Source organism: Gilliamella sp. App4-10, from assembly GCF_001690495.1.
In the GTDB taxonomy this organism is placed as follows: Bacteria; Pseudomonadota; Gammaproteobacteria; order Enterobacterales; family Orbaceae; genus Gilliamella; species Gilliamella apicola_G.
On sequence record NZ_LZGS01000035.1, the window covers coordinates 421,626 to 442,747 of the forward strand.

The 21,122-nt window shown below is 35.0% G+C and carries 17 protein-coding genes; 9 read left to right on the forward strand and 8 right to left on the reverse strand.

The window, feature by feature from the left end:
* Positions 1-31: 31 nt before the first annotated feature.
* Positions 32-862, reverse strand: coding sequence for a 3',5'-cyclic-AMP phosphodiesterase (gene cpdA, locus A9G23_RS06975; RefSeq protein WP_065586908.1), 831 nt, complete (start codon positions 860-862; stop codon positions 32-34).
* A 169-nt stretch (positions 863-1,031) separates the two neighbouring features.
* Positions 1,032-1,661 (reverse strand): ADP-ribose diphosphatase, encoded by a 630-nt coding sequence (nudF, locus tag A9G23_RS06980; protein ID WP_065586909.1) that lies wholly within the window; start codon positions 1,659-1,661, stop codon positions 1,032-1,034.
* Between the two features lie 139 nt (positions 1,662-1,800).
* Here nudF and tolC point away from each other — a divergent pair, with 139 nt between their 5' ends.
* Complete coding sequence (gene tolC / locus A9G23_RS06985; protein ID WP_065586910.1) at positions 1,801-3,147, forward strand: outer membrane channel protein TolC; 1,347 nt, start codon at positions 1,801-1,803, stop codon at positions 3,145-3,147.
* A 76-nt stretch (positions 3,148-3,223) separates the two neighbouring features.
* Here the strand turns inward: tolC and A9G23_RS06990 are convergent, their stop codons facing one another.
* Positions 3,224-4,114: a LysR family transcriptional regulator gene (locus A9G23_RS06990; RefSeq protein ID WP_065586911.1), complete on the reverse strand. Its 891-nt coding sequence runs from the start codon at positions 4,112-4,114 to the stop codon at positions 3,224-3,226.
* A 109-nt stretch (positions 4,115-4,223) separates the two neighbouring features.
* Here A9G23_RS06990 and A9G23_RS06995 point away from each other — a divergent pair, with 109 nt between their 5' ends.
* Positions 4,224-4,793 (forward strand): NADPH-dependent F420 reductase, encoded by a 570-nt coding sequence (locus A9G23_RS06995; RefSeq protein WP_065586912.1) that lies wholly within the window; start codon positions 4,224-4,226, stop codon positions 4,791-4,793.
* A 78-nt stretch (positions 4,794-4,871) separates the two neighbouring features.
* Positions 4,872-5,657 (forward strand): SDR family NAD(P)-dependent oxidoreductase, encoded by a 786-nt coding sequence (locus A9G23_RS07000; RefSeq protein ID WP_065586913.1) that lies wholly within the window; start codon positions 4,872-4,874, stop codon positions 5,655-5,657.
* A 616-nt stretch (positions 5,658-6,273) separates the two neighbouring features.
* Here A9G23_RS07000 and A9G23_RS07005 read toward each other — a convergent pair.
* Complete coding sequence (locus A9G23_RS07005) at positions 6,274-6,576, reverse strand: MerR family transcriptional regulator (RefSeq protein ID WP_065586914.1); 303 nt, start codon at positions 6,574-6,576, stop codon at positions 6,274-6,276.
* 147 nt (positions 6,577-6,723) lie between these two features.
* On the opposite strand from A9G23_RS07005, the gene A9G23_RS07010 reads away from it, so the two are divergent.
* Positions 6,724-7,881 carry an MFS transporter gene (locus tag A9G23_RS07010; RefSeq protein ID WP_065567694.1) on the forward strand — a complete coding sequence of 386 codons (1,158 nt, stop codon included), beginning with the start codon at positions 6,724-6,726 and terminating at the stop codon, positions 7,879-7,881.
* A 103-nt stretch (positions 7,882-7,984) separates the two neighbouring features.
* A complete protein-coding gene (locus A9G23_RS07015) occupies positions 7,985-8,560 on the forward strand; it encodes a hypothetical protein (protein ID WP_065580444.1) in 576 nt (191 codons plus the stop codon).
* Positions 8,561-8,699: 139 nt separating this feature from the next.
* Here the strand turns inward: A9G23_RS07015 and metG are convergent, their stop codons facing one another.
* Positions 8,700-10,727, reverse strand: a complete 2,028-nt coding sequence (gene metG / locus A9G23_RS07020) for a methionine--tRNA ligase (protein WP_065586915.1) — start codon at positions 10,725-10,727, stop codon at positions 8,700-8,702.
* A gap of 206 nt (positions 10,728-10,933) precedes the next feature.
* Here metG and apbC point away from each other — a divergent pair, with 206 nt between their 5' ends.
* A complete protein-coding gene (gene apbC / locus A9G23_RS07025; RefSeq protein ID WP_065586916.1) occupies positions 10,934-12,028 on the forward strand; it encodes an iron-sulfur cluster carrier protein ApbC in 1,095 nt (364 codons plus the stop codon).
* Positions 12,029-12,165: 137 nt separating this feature from the next.
* Here apbC and A9G23_RS07030 read toward each other — a convergent pair whose 3' ends face one another.
* Positions 12,166-12,906, reverse strand: coding sequence for an acid phosphatase (locus tag A9G23_RS07030; protein ID WP_065586917.1), 741 nt, complete (start codon positions 12,904-12,906; stop codon positions 12,166-12,168).
* 437 nt (positions 12,907-13,343) lie between these two features.
* Between A9G23_RS07030 and tpx the strand changes: the two genes are divergently transcribed.
* Both tpx and A9G23_RS07040 read left to right on the forward strand, forming a co-directional pair.
* Positions 13,344-13,856: a thiol peroxidase gene (gene tpx, locus A9G23_RS07035; RefSeq protein WP_065586918.1), complete on the forward strand. Its 513-nt coding sequence runs from the start codon at positions 13,344-13,346 to the stop codon at positions 13,854-13,856.
* A gap of 142 nt (positions 13,857-13,998) precedes the next feature.
* The gene (locus A9G23_RS07040; RefSeq protein WP_065586919.1) at positions 13,999-15,180 is read left to right on the forward strand and encodes a sugar transporter; all 1,182 of its coding nucleotides are present in this window, start codon (positions 13,999-14,001) and stop codon (positions 15,178-15,180) included.
* A 72-nt stretch (positions 15,181-15,252) separates the two neighbouring features.
* Here the strand turns inward: A9G23_RS07040 and A9G23_RS07045 are convergent, their stop codons facing one another.
* Complete coding sequence (locus tag A9G23_RS07045) at positions 15,253-17,178, reverse strand: ABC transporter ATP-binding protein (RefSeq protein ID WP_065586920.1); 1,926 nt, start codon at positions 17,176-17,178, stop codon at positions 15,253-15,255.
* A 198-nt stretch (positions 17,179-17,376) separates the two neighbouring features.
* On the opposite strand from A9G23_RS07045, the gene A9G23_RS07050 reads away from it, so the two are divergent.
* Entirely contained in the window at positions 17,377-19,548 is a 2,172-nt protein-coding gene (locus A9G23_RS07050) for a MerC domain-containing protein (protein ID WP_065586921.1), read from the forward strand.
* Positions 19,549-19,617: 69 nt separating this feature from the next.
* Here the strand turns inward: A9G23_RS07050 and glyA are convergent, their stop codons facing one another.
* Positions 19,618-20,874, reverse strand: coding sequence for a serine hydroxymethyltransferase (glyA, locus tag A9G23_RS07055; RefSeq protein WP_065586922.1), 1,257 nt, complete (start codon positions 20,872-20,874; stop codon positions 19,618-19,620).
* Between the last annotated feature and the right edge of the window lie 248 nt (positions 20,875-21,122).

Genomic DNA, 21,122 nt, shown 5'->3' on the forward strand with positions numbered 1-21,122 from the left:
TTATATTTATCTTTACTATGGTTACGACTTACTAATAACCATTTTGAGAAACATCTGGTAAAAACTGATTATCCGTTAATCGATAAACATCACTCTCAATAGACCCATCAATATTAAGTGTAATTTCTCGCCAGCCTGGCGCATCGTCACTTGATAATTGAAAATCATAACATTCAGATTTAAATTGAAAACAAGTTGAAGGAGTTGAAAATGCCTTACAATTATGCCAAACATAATCTTGTTTTTGATGAATGTGTCCCCACCCAATTCCTTTTACATTGGAATGTTTTTGAATAATTTGCTCTAATTGGTCACTGTTTTTTAAAATATGATGATCTAACCAATGACAGCCGGAATTAACTGGATGATGGTGTAAAAAAAATAATGCATACCTATGAGGATGTTGAGTTAAAGCATTGTTTAAAAATTCGAGTTCAGAATCGGGTAAAAAGCCATAAGCCTGACCAACAACTTGACTATTTAATAAAATAATCAGCCATTTATCTCCTAATAATACTACTTTATCATCGGCAAGTTGATAATTTGCAAACACTTTTTGCATATAAGCATAATTATCATGATTGCCTGCCAACCACACACAAGGTGTATTAAACTTGTTTATTTGTTCTGCAAAACGAGCATAAGCTTTTTTAGAACCGTCTTGCACAAAGTCACCGGTTGCTACAATTAAATCAAACTGCTTATTACTACGTTCAACTTCATTAATAACTGCTAAAAAACTTGCATTAGAATTAACGCCAAGCAACGAGCCATCGTCATCAGCAAAAAGATGAGTATCAGTTATATGTAATATTTTACCGTAATTTTTATTACAGATTGGAAGTTTTAAAAATGACTCCAAAATTCACCCCAATTATTTATTAATCTATAATTATGGTTAATAATGTCAGCAACAAAATAGACATTGTGACTGGAAACACAATTTTTATTATAAATCTGAACGTTATATAAAATTGTAAAATAGATTACACTTTTATGAAAGAAATAATTAAATGTAATCAGTAAAAAATTTATGCCCACTCATTTTTTAACAATATATGGTTAAGCTCTAACCATTGTAGTGCAATAATTGATGCAGCATTGTTAATTACGCCATCTTTAATCCATTGATACGCTTGTTCTCGGCTTACAACATGAACTTTAATATCTTCGCTTTCTTCAGCAAGACCATGAATACCTTTGGCGGTTGATGAATCAACTTCGCCCACCAAAATATGCAATTGTTCTGTTAACCCCCCAGGCGATGCTAAATAACTGATGATAGGTTTACATCGACCAATAACGACTCCTGCTTCCTCCATTGCTTCACGTTTTGCTACTTCTTCAAATGATTCATTGTCGTGATCCATCATTCCAGCAATGAGTTCTAGCATCCAAGGACTATCTTGCGTTTCAATAGCAGCAATCCGAATTTGTTCAATTAGCACAACTTCATCACGTTTTGCATCATAAGCTAAAAGCACAACCGCATGCCCACGTTCTAAAATTTCACGAGTGACAACCTCGCTCATTGAACCATCAAATTTTCGATACTGAAAACGATATTCAAACAAAGAAAAAAAACCTTTATACAAGATTCGTTTAGTTAGATTCAATACATCATTTTTGTCAAAATGTACTGGATTGTTTTTAATTTTCATATAAGATTCCGATTTTAAAATAAATTTGAATAAAAAGTGCGAATGGCATGCAAACTATGCTTACTATATGTTAATTATCTGTTAAAATTACACTATTAAAGATACTACTATATTTTAATGATTTTTAAAGAGAAGATTGATGAAAAAAACTTTAACTTTTTTAATTGGATTAGCGTTAAGCCAATCTGTTTTTGCTGAAAATTTGATACAAATTTATGAACAAGCAAAAGAAACCAATCCAGATCTACGCAGTTCATTAGCAGAAAAAAATAAAGCATACGCAGCAATTTCTGGCTCTCGAGCAAGTTTACTACCACAAGTTGGTTTAAGTGCTTCTTATGGTGTAACTCATGGTCGACGTGATGCAAGTGGGATAAAGTCCAAAAGCGGGAACTTATACCAAGTAGCAGTATCTCAAAGTATTTTTAATTTCTCAAGTTGGAAAGCCTTGGATATTACTAAAAAACAAGCAAGTATTGCTGATATTGCTTATCAATACCAAGGTCAAACCTTAATTTTAAATACTTCTGTCGCTTATTTTAATGTGTTAAAAGCGCTGGATGCATTGAGTTTTATTGATGCACAGAAAAAAGCAATAGGCCGTCAGTTAGAACAAACTCGTCAACAACACCAAGTTGGTTTAGTGGCCATTACTGATGTACAAAATGCCCAAGCTAACTATGACCTAACTGTTGCGCAACAAGTCAACGCATTAAATGAGTTAAATAATGCAATCGAAGAGTTACGCCAAGTGAGTGGGCGTTTTTATTCAAGTTTGGCAAGTGTTAATACTAATAACTTTAAAACAGAAACCCCAGCACAAATCAGCTTATTGTTAAAACAATCTGAAACGTCTAATCTTAATTTATTAACAATGAAATTAAATCAAGACATCGCACGTGAACAGATCAAACTCTCTCAAGCAGGTCATTTACCTACAGCAAGTTTAGATGCATCAACAAACCTCAACAAAACCGATAGATATGGGAATAACGTAGCTGCAGGTACACATGGTGGTAAATCTTATTCAGGAAATAACTATGTTGGTGTTAGTGTAAACCTACCTATCTTTTCGGGTGGTGCAACAATGTCTAAAGTTGAACAAGCACAACAAAATTACGTGAGCTTCAGCGAAAAACTAGAAAGTACTAATCGTGGTGTGATTAATCACGTACGTTCATCGTACAACAATATTTCATCATCAATTAGCGCAATCAAAGCTTATCAACAAGCAGTAGTTTCGGCACAAAGTTCATTAGAAGCAACTAATTCTGGTTATCAAGTTGGAACAAGAACAATTGTTGACGTATTAAACGCAACAACTCAGCTTTACAGTTCTAAACGAAATTTATCTGATGCAAAATATAATTATTTAACTAGCTTACTACAACTAAAATATGCAGTAGGAACCTTAACTGCTAACGATTTAGTTTATCTAAACAATATGTTAGGTAAAGAAGTGAGCACTTTGGTGACGATAAAATAATTATTGGTTCTTTTATGACAACTGTTAAAAAAGGCGAGCAAATCGCCTTTTTTATTATGTATAAAAAACACACCTATTACGATATTGCATTCAACACAAATTCAATAAATGCTTTTAGTTTTGGTGGTTGCTGACGATCAGCAGTATAAAGCATATTAAGCGGCTTGGCAGGTGGTAAAAATTTTTGTAATATGGGAAATAATTTTTTCTGCTTAATTGGTTCTTGTAACATAGATTCTGGCAACATGGTGATACCTAGTCCTTCAATCGCAGCTATCGCTAACGCTGAAGTCTGATTACTTTGAAATGTCCCTGATATAGGAATATTAACTATTTCACCATTAATCATAAACGACCAAACATGATCTTTTTTATTCTGATTCACATATTGGTAAATCAAGCATTGATGCTTTTTCAAATCATCAGGTATTAGTGGAACACCATATTGCGCTAAATAATCTGGTGAGGCAGCAAAAATAAGTTGATGAGGATTAAGTTTACGAGCAATAAGCCCTGAATCGCTCAAATCACCAATCCGAAAAGCGATATCAAAACCGTCCTTAACTAAATCGACATAACGATCACTTAATTGTATATCGACACTAATTTGGGGATAACACTTCATAAAACTACTAATTAATGGCACTAAAGTAAAATTACCAAAAGTAAATGGTGCACTAATTCTAAGCACACCACTAGGTTTATCTAAAAACTGTTGCGCAAGCATAGAGGTGGCTTTAACTTCACCTAAAATACTCACACAGCGCTCATAATACTGCTTACCAAATTCGGTAAGATTTTGTGAACGTGTTGTTCGATTAAGTAACTTTAACCCTAATTGCGTTTCTAAAAAAAGAATATATTTCGCAACCATTTGTGGAGAGGTATTTAATGAGATAGATGCCGATGCAAATGAACCTGTCTTCACAGTCAATACAAAAGCCTTCATACTTCTAAAAAGATCCATATTACCAATCTCCAGTTGTTAATAAAACAATTTTAAAGCCATTTACCATCTTTTATTTTATAAATACTATAACGCAAATCAAGTAAACAAATAAAAACAGAGTAAATATATGGGAAAAATCGGCATTATAAGGGCAGGATTTGTAAGTCAAGCCTACACAACATTATTTATGCGCGCAGGTTATCAAGTTATGCTAAGTAATTCTAGAGATAAAAAGACGTTATTTAGCATAGCCACACGCTTAAACTGCCAAATTGGGAGCCAAGAAGAAGCCATTAAATTTGGTGATATAATTCTCGTTGCTATTCCTTTTATCAATTATACACAATTACCAGCAGAGCTACTCAGCGGAAAAATAGCACTTGATGCCACTAACTATTATCCTGCCCGCGATGGTCATTTAGGACAATTAGATAATCATGAAACAACAACCCGCGAGTTAGTCGCTAAACATCTTGATAAATCTAGAGTAGTTAAAGTTGTTAATGCAATTCCCGCAAAAGATGTTATTAAAGATGCAAAGCCCAATGATAAATCAGATAGAAGAGCAATTCCTATAGCAGAAGATGACTTAGCTCAAGCCTCTAAAGAAGTTAAAATACACATAATTCATGGCAAACAAATAATCAATAAAAAATATAAAAGACTCAAAATGAGCCCCATCCTTCTAGCAGCATAAAGTTACATTTATCATATATTCAATAGGTTGAATGATTTTAATTAAATACAGATATTTGAAATATTAGAGGAAATAAAAATGACCAATACACATAAAAAATATACCGTCATAACCGGCGCAAGTTCAGGCATAGGTTATGCAACAGCTATTGCTTTTGCAAAACGAAATAAAAACCTTATTGTTATTGCAAGAAGACAAGAAAATTTGGCACTTTTACAACAAGAAATTGCAAAAATTGCCCCAGCATTAGAAGTAATTATAAAACTTTGTGATTTATCACAACCAACCAACGCTTATTCTCTTTTTAATGATTTAGACAACTATTTTATTGAAACATGGATTAATAATGCCGGTCTTGGTCATTACGGCAGTGTTAGCGATCAAGATTTAGGAAAAATCGAAACAATGCTTCATTTAAATATTGAAGTCCTAACAATTTTTTCAACACTGTATGTACGAAAATATCAAAATGAATCTGGGACACAACTAATAAACATCTCCTCCCGTGGTGGATATACGATCGTTCCTAATGCGGTAACCTATTGCGCAACAAAATTCTATGTCAATGCCTTTACCGAAGGGCTAGCACAGGAATTAAAGCAAGCTAACGCCCAATTAACAGCAAAGGTATTGGCTCCCGCTGCAACAAAAACAGAATTTGGTGAAAAAGCCAATAATGTCAGTGAATACAACTACGATGCAAGTTTTACCAAGTACCATACAGCAAAGCAAATGGCCGATTTTCTACTAGCTTTATACGATAGCAACAAAGTTATTGGTGAAATTAATACAAAAGATTTCTCTTTTTCACTAAAAGACAGCATATTTCCTTATTCAGGAAATCCGTCAGAAAATCAAAAATAATGCAATAACGAATTTACATGCAATGTTAAATCAAACAGCAAAATATGATTTTTAACAAAATAGAGCTTTGGCAGTCGTTATTTTGATTGCCAAATTTCAGGATAAATAGAGACACATAGCATATTGATTTAAAGTGAAGTTTTATTTACTTCGATCAAAAAATGGTGTTTAAATGAAATTGGGGGTAGATATGAAATAGGTTCCTAAATGTAAAAGGGAAGGTTTTTTATTGTAGTTTTTTGAATCAAGTAAATAGATGAATAAAACTTCTTCCCAAGGACTACCCTCTTCCGTCACAAAAATTAAAATATAGCAGTCATCATAACTGAAGGCCATTTCTAAATACTAGCCTCTAGTTTTTCATCATAGCAAACACCATCAACTTCAACAAACGATTTGCCTTGAGCTAATGGTTTAATGTAACATTAAATATCGGTTTTATCTGTTTATCCCAAAAAATGCTTATTAATAAAAACCTATCAATAAGAAACTTAATAAAGTCAACAATTAATAAGCAAAATAATAAAATACCCATATTGAAAATAAATTATAAAACTAATTAATGAATAGAACTTGAATTAATATTATTACAATATAAAAACCAATATACACACAATTACATTTGAATTAGATTCATTAACGATTCTATTTTTGCAATTCTATCTTCAACTTTTTTGGCTGCACCATCCAATGAATATCCATCTTCCATCAATTCTTGAATTAAAACAATTTTTTTTATATTCGCTAAATCAAATTGACGAGACTTAGATTGTGGATCAACCGTTTTAATGATGCCTTTTTCTTCCCAATATCGTAATTTTCTAACTGGAATTTTTGTCATCTCAGAAACCTCTCCAATACCAACAATCACGGTTGATAAAAAGTCATCATATGAATTTTTAGCAGAGATATCTTCCATAATAAAACCTTTTTCATCGTTTATTTTTTTATATTTTATCGATTAAATTATATTGTACAACAAATTATGTTGATTTAAAAACCATAATGGATATATACTCCAATTGTTGTAGTTTAAATACAACAATAAAACTTAAAGGACTCATCAATGAAATATAAGTTAATCGTAGGAACAACATTAATTCCTTTTATAGCACTTGCTGTTGTTACCCTTCTATACATTTTTTTACCCATTCCAGAAAATTTACTAATTTTTATCAAAGGTAGCACACCAAGTAATGTCAGCTTATTGACAAGTGTGTTTGGTATTTTTTACGCGATTGGACTAATTATTTGGGGAATTTTATCGGATAAAATAGGCAAAGATTTTACTTTAGCAATAGGCTTACTACTTTTAGCATTAATCACTTTTATCATTCCATTGATAAGTGGTTATTATTTATTATTGCTAGCACGTTCCATCCAAGGCTTTTGTGCAGCCTCATTTCCACCTGTTGCATTAGCGTGGATTTCGGTCAACCTTGCTGATGCAACAAAATCTAAAGCAATCTCAATTATTAGTTGTGCGTTTCTACTCGCAACAACCATTGGGCAATGGTTTGGTTCAATAATGATTGTTGATTCACTGCATAAGTCTATGTGGTTTTTAGGTATTATTTACGCATTAGGCGCTGTATGCTTTTATTTCAACAGTTCAAAAAGCAATAGAAAAAAACCAACACCCCAAAAAACAACAATAACTTCAATTTTTAGTAAACTTCCCAATATTTTGTTTAATAAAAAATTATTTCCTATCTATTGTTGTTCGCTCTTTGTTTTACTTAGTTTCGTTAGTCTTTATTCAATATTACACCATAGCTCATTAATCATTTATGTACCAACACTACGTAATATAAGCATTATTGCTATATTATTTAGTCTAACAGCTGGTTATATATTTAAGCTAATCAAACCATTATACGTATTATTCATGGCATTATGCCTAATGAGCATTTCGTTATTAATTCACTGTTTTTATATTAATGACCAATTAAATTTTGTTAGTTTTTTATTTATTATCCATTTTATATTTATTTTTGGACTAGCCTATGCCATTCCATCAATGATTACATGTATTACAATCGAATCTGAAGCTGAAAGTCGTGGCATTGCCATATCGCTATACACCTGTGTTTTATTTATTGGTGCGAGTGTAGGCGCCTTTTTACCAACCATTTTTGAAACAAATACTTTAATTTTACTCGTCACCCTTTTCCTATTTATTTGTGCATTGCAACTAATGTTAAATAAAAGAAATTACCATTAAGGTTTTTATAATGAAAAAAATATTTATTAGCTTAATAATTATAACAAGTTTTTTAAATTCAACTTGTTACGCCGAAGAAATGAGTACAATAAAGGAACCCACTATGAACTCAACGCAAATACAACAAGCAAAAAACATACTTGAACCAAATTTTCAAAAGTTATTACAAAATGCAGAACGCGATTTTAATTTTGTATTAACTAAACAAGGACTCCACAATAAACAGCCTGTCACTCTTTATCGTTTTGAACCCAATGAAAGCATACATCTTGAACAACAACATGTTTCATTATTAATAAATGATACTACTAAAAATTTACAAGGATTAGTAAGATTACTACCTAAATATCAGTCTTCTAGCCAACAAGTTTCCAAAGAAATCGCATTACAAATTACTCTAAATTTTCTTAAAGACTATGCACCAGATTTATTAGAAAACTATAATAATAATTGGATCAATACCCATAACGAAACTATTATTGTTGATGGCAAAAAAAACACACTAACTGGAATGAAAGTCAAATGCCGTGATTTAAATACTGGCCTCTATTTTTGGACTATTATAGGACCTGATCAAACAGTAATGGTTTTTGAAAGAGATATTGACTGGGATTTTATTCGAGCAGGAAGGCAAACTCAAAAATGGTTACATGATAGTTGGTTAGCTAAACACTTATAATAGAAAAACAACTCTAAAAAACAAACGCTACAATTATTTATCAAATAAGCAAATTTTATACTGAAACGCATAATTTCCTGAAACATCTTAACAAGTATATTAACTTGTTAAGATGCAGTTTTTATAATAAAGATATCAATTACGAAATGCGCATGCCCGGTTTAGCGCCACTATCTGGCGATAACAAGTACACACCGTCGCCATCATCTTTACCACTGGCACAAAGCACCATACCTTCTGAAACACCAAATCGCATTTTACGAGGCGCTAAATTGGCAATCATAATGGTTAAACGCCCAATTAGTACTTCTGGATCAGGATAAAATTGTTTGATGCCTGAAAACACATTACGGGTTTCATCACCAATATCAAGCGTCAACTGGAGTAATTTATCGGAACCTTCAACAAAACAGGCATGTTTAATTAAAGCAACACGCATATCAACTTTGGCAAAATCGTCAAAATTAATTGTATCGGCAATAGGTTCAGCAACATTTGTTTTAGCTGGTGTTGCTAGGGCAGCTTGTTCTTTTGTTTCTTCAATCATGGCAGTAATTTTATCCATATCAATACGATTAAATAGGGCTTTAAACTGGTTAATCTTATGGCTAGTTAATGCATTGGCAATAGTATCCCACTCTAATTTGCTATTTAAAAATGCTTCTGTTCGCTCTGCTAATGACGGTACAATCGGCTTTAAGTAAGTCATTAAAATGCGGAATAAGTAAATACCCATTGAGCAAATATCTTGCAATGCTTGATCTTGCCCCGCTTGTTTGGCAACCACCCATGGCGCTTTTTCGTCAATATAACGATTGGCTTCATCAGCGAGTGCCATGATTTCACGAATAGCCTTACCTGATTCACGTTGTTCAAAATAATCAGCAATGACTTTTGCTTTTTCTACAAATAACGCATAAAGTTCTGGCTCAGCCACTTTTTCTGATAATTTGCCGTCAAAGCGTTTATAAATAAACCCTGCCGAACGCGAAGCAATATTTACCACTTTATTGACTAAATCGCTATTTACACGTTGAACAAAGTCTTCTAAATTTAAGTCAATATCATCAATATGTGACGACAATTTAGCCGCATAATAATAACGTAAACAATCAGGATCTAAATGTTTTAGATAGGTACTTGCTTGAATAAAAGTACCGCGTGATTTAGACATTTTTGCACCATCAACAGTCACATAGCCATGTACAAAAATATTGGAAGGCTTGCGATATTCGCTACCTTCAAGCATAGCTGGCCAAAATAAGCTGTGAAAATAAACAATATCTTTACCAATGAAGTGATACAGCTCTGTATTTGAATTTTTGTTCCAAAATTCATCAAAAATTGGTTTATTTTGTTTATTACAGTAATTTAAGAAAGATCCCATATAACCAATTGGCGCATCTAGCCAAACGTAAAAATACTTACCAGGAGCATCGGGGATTTCAAAACCAAAATAAGGGGCATCACGGCTAATATCCCAAGGCTGTAAGCCTGATTCAAACCACTCTTGCATTTTATTAGCGACTTGATCTTGTAGTGTCCCTGAGTGAATCCACTCTTGTAACATAGTTGAAAAAGCCGGCAGATCGAAAAAGAAATGTTCTGACTCTTTTAAAATTGGCGTCGCCCCTGAAACCACAGACTTCGGATTAATTAAATCAATCGGATTGTAAGTTGCACTACACACTTCACAGTTATCGCCGTATTGATCTGGCGCTTTACAATGTGGACAAGTACCTTTTACAAAGCGATCAGGTAAAAACATCTGTTTTTCAGGATCAAATAGCTGTGAAATGACTTTGGTTTTAATATAACCATTGGCTTTTAAGCGCTTATAAATTTGCTCTGATATTTCACGATTTTCTGAGCTATGAGTTGAATGGTAATTATCATAACTAATATTAAAGCCAGCAAAATCACGTTGATGCTCAGTTTTCACGTCACTAATCATCTGTTCAGGCGTAATTCCTAGTTGCTGTGCTTTGAGCATAATTGGCGTACCATGCGCATCATCGGCACAAATAAAATAGATCTCATTACCACGCATGCGTTGATAACGTACCCATACATCAGCTTGAATATGTTCAAGCATATGACCTAAGTGAATTGCACCATTGGCATAAGGCAATGCACAAGTCACCAATATTTTGCGTTGAGTTGTCATGTTGATTTATTACCCTTTTTTACATAATGGCAGAAATAGTACATCAATCGTGGGATTATCGCTAGATTTATGCCATAATTTGATGAAATTTCTATACTCGATTCACTTTGCCAATGGCAAATAATCCTTTTTGAAGAATGTAAAATATTATACTTTTTACACCTTTTTAAGGAGGAGTATTAAAAATGAACCAAGTATAAATATTAATGCATAAAGAGATAACAGCAATGAACATTGAAGTAAAAAAGATTCTTGAGAATTTTACTCATGCAACCCTACAAAAAAATTTACTTGAACTTGGCGTAATAAAAAAATGCGAAATAGTTAATCAGCATTTATCCATCAACTTAGCCATGCCCTTTGCTTGGCAAAACGCTTTTGACGAGTTAAAAAAAATAACCACCCCAAAATTACTTAAGCTTAACGGCATTAACAACGTTGACTGGCACATTGAATATAAAATTGCCACATTAAAACGCGCTAATGACCAACATGCCATTAACAATATAAAAAATATTATCGCCATAAGTTCAGGCAAAGGTGGCGTGGGCAAATCATCAACAGCCGTCAATCTTGCACTAGCTTTACAAAAACAAGGCGCAAAAGTAGGGGTTTTAGATGCGGATATTTATGGACCTTCAATTCCCACCATGCTAGGCACAGAAAAAGAACGCCCGCTGACACCAGACAATAAGCATATGACTCCCATCCTAGCATATGGGCTTGCAAGTAATTCTATTGGCTATTTAGTTGACTCCGATGGAGCCATGGTATGGCGTGGGCCCATGGCAAGCAAAGCGCTATTGCAAATTTTGCAAGACACGCTTTGGCCTGAACTCGACTATCTTGTTATTGATATGCCTCCAGGCACAGGGGACATTCAATTAACCCTGGCGCAAAGTATTCCTGTAACGGCAGCAATCATTGTCAGTACACCACAAGACATCGCATTAATGGATGCCAAAAAAGGCATGGCCATGTTTAATAAAGTCAACATCCCAACGCTAGGTATTATTGAAAATATGAGCTATCATATTTGTGAAAATTGTGGTCATCACGAAGCTATTTTTGGCGAAGGGGGAGCACAGCGTTTAGCTGAGCAATATCAAACAAAATTACTTGGGCAAGTCCCTCTTCATAAAATGTTACGCCAAGACCTTGATACCGGGCAACCTACCGTTATTAGCCACCCTGATAGCGAATTTACCCAACTTTATTGCCAAATTGCAGGGCGTATTGCCAGTGAACTCTATTGGCAAGGCGAAACAATTTTACCTGATATCTCGTTTAAAACCATGTAAATTAAAAATCGATATATTGGCTGCTAACTATCATCAGCCAATATATTAAGATTGAATTTGTAAAATTATTAATAATAAAATGTAAACAATCAGGCGTTTTTCAACACATAATAATCAATGAGATCACCTAGTATCTACTATTTTAAATGACTAAACTCTATCTTTGCTTTAGCTAGTTGTTGACTAAACTCCGAATTTGTATGTAGTTGAGCCACAACAGCTGCGGCCATAACTTTTGCTGCATCGACATCACTTTGCCAATGATAACCACAAATTACCCGACTTTCACCTATTTCATAACCACGCTTAAGAATTTCATTTTGTCTCTCAGGATTGATTTCAGCAAGTACTAGCGAAATAGCAAATCCCATTGTGGTATGACCTGATGGATAAGAACCATTGGTTGATAATGTTTTTTCATCTTCTGGTCGACAAGTTGGTTCGTGAAAAAAGGCATATGGTCTCATTCGTTTATAATAATTTTTAGCGGAACGCGTCGCCAGGTCACCAGCATCTTCTTTCATGGTTGTAATAAGTTTATAAATCTCGGGGGTGTTAATTGCAGAAATATCAAAACCAAACGAAAGTGAGAACTGTTTAGTAACATTATCCTTACTAGAATCAGCATCTAAATAAGCTTGATACCCTCGTTCAGAATTACGAACTGACTTTCCCCAATCGTACATTGCTTTGTCCCTAAGGAAATCAATACTATTAAAAGAAGGAGGCGGAGGTAATAAAAACAAACTATTAGGCGCTTGATCTTCTTTAAGGTAAAAATCTTGTGGATCAGATGTCACATCTTTAATATTACTGGCATATACACTTGTACATATTAAAGAACACATAATAATACTGTTTACGAAAATTTTTTGCATATAAGTTTCCTTATTAAAAAGCATTATCACTCTCGATATCCAACAACTCATGATAATCAACTCAGTTATTTAAAATAGATAAATTGCCTTATAATATTGCCAATAAATATTTTATTATAAGTATATCAATGTGGTTACTTAACAACATTAGCTAATTAATAGCTAGTCAATCATAAATATAATTCTTTTATTAATAAACAAACGATTTTTTTATATGTGATAACTATCACATTTATTTGTATTGAAATTTTTTGAATTATCATTTTCACAAAATTGAGTAATTAAAAATGTTATTCATTGGATAAATCATCACATCTAGCATAATATGAGTATGACAGCCGAATCATGCTAGATTTATAGTAAATAAAGCTGTAAAACCTCAAGTAAGTTTACTCCACCGAAACAACGTGACTTGTCACAAAACTAAGGAAGCAATTATGCAAAAAAGAGTTAATGAAGTTACTATGCGCGGAGCCCCTATTACTTTATTAGGTTCCAAAATCAACGTTGGCGATATGGCACCTGATTTTATCGTGCAAGATTTAGCAATGAAGCCCATTAAATTATCCGATTTTAAAGGTAAAATCAGAATTATTAATTCGGTGCCATCTATTGATACTTCGGTATGTAGTGCTCAAGTCCACCGTTTTAATGTCGAAGCGGCAAAATTAACCGATACGGTAATATTTTCAATTAGCGTTGATTTACCTTTTGCATTAAATCGCTATTGTGCTGCCGAAGGCATTGATGCCGTTAAAGTGACGTCAGATCATAAAGACCTTGATTTTGGTTTAAAATATGGCACTGTTATTGAAGAATTACGTTTACTTTCTCGTGCCGTATTTGTTATTGATAAAAATGACAAAGTTGTTTATGTGGAATATGTTAAAGAAACGTCATCTGAACCTGATTATGACAAAGCTCTAGCGGCTGCTAAAGCATTAGCATAAATTGCAGCAATGATATATATCGCCAGCCATTACCTATAGTGGTGGCGATTTACTGTTAGATTAATTCACAGTAGCTATTTAATAGACAAAAATATTCAGTTATAATCAAAAACAACCTAATCTTCCTCTCATAATCTTAATCATGAACAATAGTATTACCCGATCTCGCATTTGGTCATCAATTCTTTGCCTTGCATTTGCAGCATTTATTTTTAATACAACGGAATTTGTACCTGTCGGGCTATTACCCAATATTGCTGAAAGCTTTTCAATGGATGTCGCTCATGCAGGATTATTACTCACCATTTATGCATGGGCTGTTTCGTTATTATCATTGCCATTGACGGTATTAACGTCAAAAATGGAACGAAGAAAGCTGCTTATCTTCCTATTTTTCTTATTTATTGGTAGTCATATTTTAGCTGGATTTGCATGGAATTTTTGCAGCTTAATGATAGCAAGAATTGGTATTGCTTGTGCTCATGCAGTATTTTGGGCAATTACAACACCACTTGCCGTTCGGTTAGCGCCTAATGGAAAAAAAGCTAAAGCCATGGGCTTTATTGTTATTGGCGTATCAATGGCAACCATATTAGGTATTCCAATTGGTACCATTATTGGGCAACTTGTCGGCTGGCGAGTGACTTTTTTATGTATTGCCTTTATCGCTTTTTGCGTGATGATATTACTGCTTTACTTGCTACCTGCTGTGCCAAGCATGAATATTATTTCTGTCAAAAATATTCCGAATGTATTAAAACGCCCAATACTGCTAAACATTTATCTATTAATAGCCATTATTATTGCCGGCCACTTCACGGCTTATACCTATATTACGCCATTTATGAAAGATATTGGCGGATTTAATCAAAGTGTTATCGTCACTTTATTATTAGTCATAGGTTTTTCTGGCATGATTGGCAGCGTTATTTTTGCAAGATACGCCGAAAAAAATCCAACCGCTATTTTAGTGATCCCAATGTTGTCATTGATCACTTGCTTATTATCGCTTTATGTATGCTCATTCACGCTTTATACCGCAATCATTCAATGTCTAATCTGGGGGCTTTCCATAACCATTATTGGCATGGTTATGCAAAGCAAAGTTATCGATGCAGCGCCCGATGCAACCGATATTGCCACATCTGTTTATTCAGGTATTTACAATATTGGTATAGGAGGCGGGGCGTTTATAGGCAGTAAAGTATTAATTCTACTTTCAATTGGTGATATTGGTTTTGTTGGTGCGATTTTTGTCCTCATTGCGTTATTATTTTTCTGTCTTTATTCTAGAAAGTTGTGGAACAATAAAACCATTTTATAAAAATCTAAAAGCCCAAAAACAGCATTATTTATTTTATAACCCGAATAAATAATGCTGAAAGCCCAGCCTTTCTTATGATTTACTTAAAGACTCTAACTGTTCCCAACGTTCGAAAGCAGATTCTAATTCGGCTTCTTTATCGGTCAAAGTTTGTAAGATTGGACTCGTGACTTCGTGTGGCTGATTAAAAAAATCACTTTGGCTAATTTGTGCTTGTAAATCGGCAATTGCTAATTCTAATTGTTCTATTTTGCTTGGTAATTGTGCTAACTCTCGTTGCTCATTATAACTCAGCTTAACCTTCTTTTTATTGGTTATCTCATTGCTTTTATTATTCGACGTGCTTAACGCTTTTTTGGGCTGTTTAACATTATTCACTGCCGATACTTTAACCGGTTGTGCCTGTTGCTGTTGTTGCAATGCATCAGCATAACCTCCTGCATAAATACCAATATGCCCTTTATCCTCAAAAAACCAACATTGGGTAACGACATTATCAACAAATTGTCTATCATGGCTAACCAATAAGACCGTTCCCTGATAATCATTAACCAACTCTTCTAACAATTCCAACGTTTCAATATCAAGATCATTAGTCGGTTCGTCAAGTATTAATAAATTGCTAGGTTTTAAAAATAGTTTAGCCAACAATAAGCGGTTACGCTCCCCACCTGATAATGCACGAACAGGTGTTCTGGCGCGTTTTGGCGGAAATAAAAAATCTTGCAAATAACCAAGCACATGACGTGATCGTCCATTCACCATCACCTCTTGTTTACCTTCGGCTAAATTATCCATCACGGTTTTTTCAGGATCGAGCTCTAACCGATATTGATCAAAATAAGCCACTTCAAGCTTGGTACCGCAATGCACGCTACCTGAGGTTGGTGTTAAATTACCTAACATCAGTTTTAACAAAGTCGTTTTACCAATACCATTAGGACCAATCAGGGCAATTTTATCACCACGCAATACTTGCACAGTAAAATCATTAACTAGCAGCTTATCTTCAATCTGATAGGACACATTTTCAAGCTCAAAAACGATTTTTCCTGAACGTAATGCCTCTTCAATTTGCATTTTGGCACTACCCATCACTTGGCGACGCTCGCTATACTCTTGGCGCATTGCTTTTAATGCTCGCACTCGCCCTTCATTACGTGTACGGCGTGCTTTAATACCTTGGCGGATCCAGACCTCTTCTTGAGCCAATTTTTTATCAAATTCAGCATTTTGCAATTCTTCAACGCGCAGTGCTTCTTCTTTACCAAGTAAATAATTATCGTAATTACCGCTCCAAGAGGCAATTTTACCCCGATCTAAATCAATAATACGCGTTGCCATTTGGCGAATAAACGAACGATCATGAGAAATAAACACAATACTGCCATTGAAGCTTTTCAAAAACTCTTCCAACCATTTTATGGTTTGAATATCTAAATGGTTTGTTGGTTCATCGAGCAATAAAACCGATGGCTGACAAACCAACGCTTTAGCTAAAGCAGCTTTACGCAGCCAGCCACCAGATAGCGAAGATAACAAGGCATCACCGTCAAGCGACAACGACGAAATAACATTACGAATACGACTATCTAATTGCCAGCCATTTTGATGATCTAACTGCTCTTGCATTTTTGCTAATTTAGCCAAATTACTTTCGCAAGGATCGTGCTCAACCCGATGGATTAAATCATAATAATCTCGTAATAACTGTGCTTGCTCATGTAATCCTTCTGCCACAAAGTCAAACACATTGCCTTGCACATCGCGAGGGGGATCTTGCTGTAAGCGTGAAACAATCACATTATTTTCATAAATAATTTGCCCTTCATCTAATGGTACTTCTTTATTTAACACTTTAAGTAACGTTGATTTGCCGGCACCATTGCGACCAACAAGACAAACACGCTCGTTTGGCTCAATAGACATATCAATATGATCGAGCAATGGTGCATCACTAAATGAAAGATAAGCATTGGTAAGATTAATTAATGACATATTGGTGATTTTTATTTGGATATTAAGTAATAAGACATTATTCTATCATAAAGTTACCAAAGGCAACTAAATCAAAAACCAAAGATACATCAATAGGTCTTACAAATATTAGAAATTACCGTTCTATTCTATAAAAAAAAACAAATACTGTTATATTAATTTACAAAGATATTATTAGATTTCTGTGCGGAGATTATTATGAGCCATATGTGGACATTTCAACGTGTCGGTGGACTTGATCAAGTTGTATTTAAAAGTGCCAATGACATTATCAATTTACCGGATTTAGATCCTAAATTATGGGTTGCCCTAAGTTGCCCAACAACAGGCTTAGATTTTGATAAGCGAACCTTAGCCCTACTTGATTCTGACAACGATGGACGTATTCGCATACCTGATATTTTAGATGCCATTAGTTGGACTCAAGATAAAATCATCTCATTTGATAGCATTTTAAAAACGAGTGAAACGCTACCGTTATCACAAATCAACACATCGACACCACAAGGAAAAAAACTCTCTGTCACTGCACATAGCATTTTAGCTAGCTTGAATAAAAGCAACGTGGATTACTTAACGCAAGATGACATACAGCAGTGTATAAAAATCAATGCTGACAAACTTTACAATGGTGATTTAATCTTTCCTGCATCAACTGAATTATCGCCCGACATGCAAACGTTTATTCAAACGGCAATCAAAACCACAGGGGCGCAAAAAGATATGAGTGGACAAGATGGCATTGATTTAAACATAGCCACCACCTTTGTTGACAACCTAAAAACGTGGTTGCAATGGCAAACCAAAATAAGTAATACGCAAACCCCATTTGGGGAAAATACCGCCGAAATTTGGAAATTAATCCAGCTATTAAAACCCAAAATTGATGATTATTTTTTACGCATCGAACTAGCACAGTACGCTCCACAAGCGCAAACTGCACTCAACGTCGACGAAAAATATATTGTACCAACACAAAACGGATTACTGTCTGATGAAGCCTTAGCCGAATTACCGCTATCAAAAATCGACACAACCAATGCGCTTGATCTCGTCAATGGTCTTAATCCACTTTGGAAAGCTAAAATCAGCCGATTGAAAACTTTAGTGGAATCATCTTTATCCAATCCCGATCAACTAACACAGCAAGAATGGCAAAATATTCAACAAAGCTTGCAAGCTTACTCCACACTTATTAGCGCTAAGCCAGAAATGGTACAATTACCTGTTGAAATTGAACCTTCGACTAGTATAGAAGATATGCCAAATAGCGTCATTACGGATCTAGCTAACGATGATTTACTGAACGAATTTAAGCAAATGGTTGAACAAGATAATAAAACGCCAATATCCGCATCTGACGTGCTAGTGTTAGAAAAATTAGTCCTGTTTCACAAACATCTTTACCGCTTACTAGTTAACTTTGTTTCTTTTGCGGACTTCTTCTCGCCAAAAACTCGATCTGCATTTCAACTGGGTAATCTTTATATAGATGGCCGCTGTGCAACCCTTTGCGTTGCAGTCGACAATATTGCCAAACACGCAACCATGGCAGATTATTCTGAACTTTGTTTACTTTATTGTGAATGTACACGGCATGGACAAAAACTGCTGATTGCTGCAGCAATGACAGCCGGACAAGGTGATTTATTAATTGAAGGTCGCAATGGTGTGTTTATCGACAATGACGGGAACGATTGGGATGCTAATGTTGTAAAAATAATCACTAAGCCAATTAGCATTCAGCAAGCGATTTTAGCACCTTATCAGCGGATTGGGCGCTGTATTACCGAACAAATTAACAAATGGGCAAGCAGCAAAGATGCCGATGTTGAAAAATCGAGTGAACAGGCACTACAAAACCCAGCCAATAAATTTGATATTGGCAAAAGCGTCGGAATTTTTGCGGCAATCGGTTTGGCCGTTGGTGCAATCGGCACGGCATTAGCTTCAATTTTCCAAGCAATTTTTTCGCTCACTTGGTGGCAATTCCCTTTGTTTTTTGTTGGATTATTCCTGATTATTTCTGGCCCTTCTGTGATTTTAGCATGGTTAAAATTACGCCGAAGAACCCTTGGTCCACTGCTTGAGGCATCAGGTTGGGCAATTAACGGGCAAGTTAAAATCAACTTAATGCTAGGTGGCTTACTGACCAGCAAAGCCGAACTACCAACAAACGCAAAACGTAATTTGCATGATCCAATGAAACAACGTCACAAAAAATTGATCGCCATATTTTGGTTAGCTATTTTACTGGGTGTTGGAGCAACAATAGGCTGGTTATGGCATGAAGGTTGTTTTGATCGCTATATCGAACCCCAAAAGCAAGAACAAACGCAAAATAATACCCATACAAATATTAACGAATAAAAATCGTTGTATAAAACAAGCCGACACTATAAAATTTCGCCGACAATCATCGGCGAAATTAGCTAGTTGTTAATGCTGATAAACGGGTAAGCGGCGACAAATAGCTAAAACTTTGTCTTTTACCGCTTGAATGGCTTGTTCATCATCAATATTATCTAAAACATCACAAATCCAATTTGCCAAATCACGGGACTCAGCTTCTTTAAAGCCTCGACGAGTAATAGCCGGCGTACCAATACGCACGCCAGATGTCACAAATGGGCTTTGTGGATCTTTAGGCACACTATTTTTATTGACAGTAATATTGGCACTCCCCAAAGCGGCATCGGCTTCTTTACCTGTAATATTTTTATCAACTAAATCAATTAAAAATAGGTGGTTGTGTGTTTCGCCAGAAACGACTTTATAACCACGTTGTACAATCACTTCAACCATCGTTTTGGCATTTTTAACCACTTGCTGTTGATATTCTTTATAAGCTGGTTCCATTGCTTCTTTTAATGCCACCGCTTTAGCCGCAATCACATGCATTAAAGGTCCACCTTGGGATCCCGGAAAGACAGCCGAATTTAACTTTTTATATAATTCTTCACTGCCATCTTTAGCTAAAATCAATCCCCCACGTGGTCCTCCTAAGGTTTTATGAGTTGTTGTAGTCACAACGTGTGCATAAGGCACTGGATTTGGATAAACACCTGCAGCAACCAAACCTGCTACATGCGCCATATCCACAAATAAGTAAGCCCCCACACTATCAGCAATTTCGCGCATACGCTTCCAATCAACCACGCCAGAATAGGCCGAAAACCCACCAATAATCATTTTTGGCTTAGATTCTTGAGCTATTGTAGCTAACTTGCCATAATCAATACGTCCAAAATCATCAACCCCATAAGCAACCACATTATAAAGCTTGCCTGAAAAGCTGACCGGCGAACCATGAGTTAAATGACCTCCTTCAGACAAATTCATACCTAAAACAGTATCGCCGGTTTTTAACAGCGCCATATAAACCGCAAAATTAGCCTGCGAACCTGAATGCGGTTGCACATTAGCATAATCGGCGCCAAATAAAGCCTTAGCACGTTCAATTGCTAATTTTTCAACAATATCAACATATTCACAACCACCATAATAACGTTTGCCTGGATAACCTTCGGCATATTTATTGGTGAGTTGTGAGCCTTGCGCCTGCATTACACGTGGACTGGTATAATTTTCTGATGCGATCAGCTCAAGATGATCTTCTTGACGCTGCTCTTCGCCTTTAATGGCATCCCACAATTCCTTATCATACTCGGCAATAGTCATATCTTTACTAAACATGTTGACTCCTTATAGTTCATTGCATCCGCCTTAAAGGCATGGTTGCACAATGTGTGTATACACAATGTGGTATAAAAAACATCACAGTCAATAATCCTTACTTAATCAGCGTGTGATTTCAATCTTTTTTTGGAGTTATAAAAAATATTTATATTAAATGGACGAGTAAAAATGGCCTTAAGAAGGTGAGCATTATCAATAATATGAAGCCGAAGGTAGCTTTGATTAGGCTTTTGATGAAAACTTTG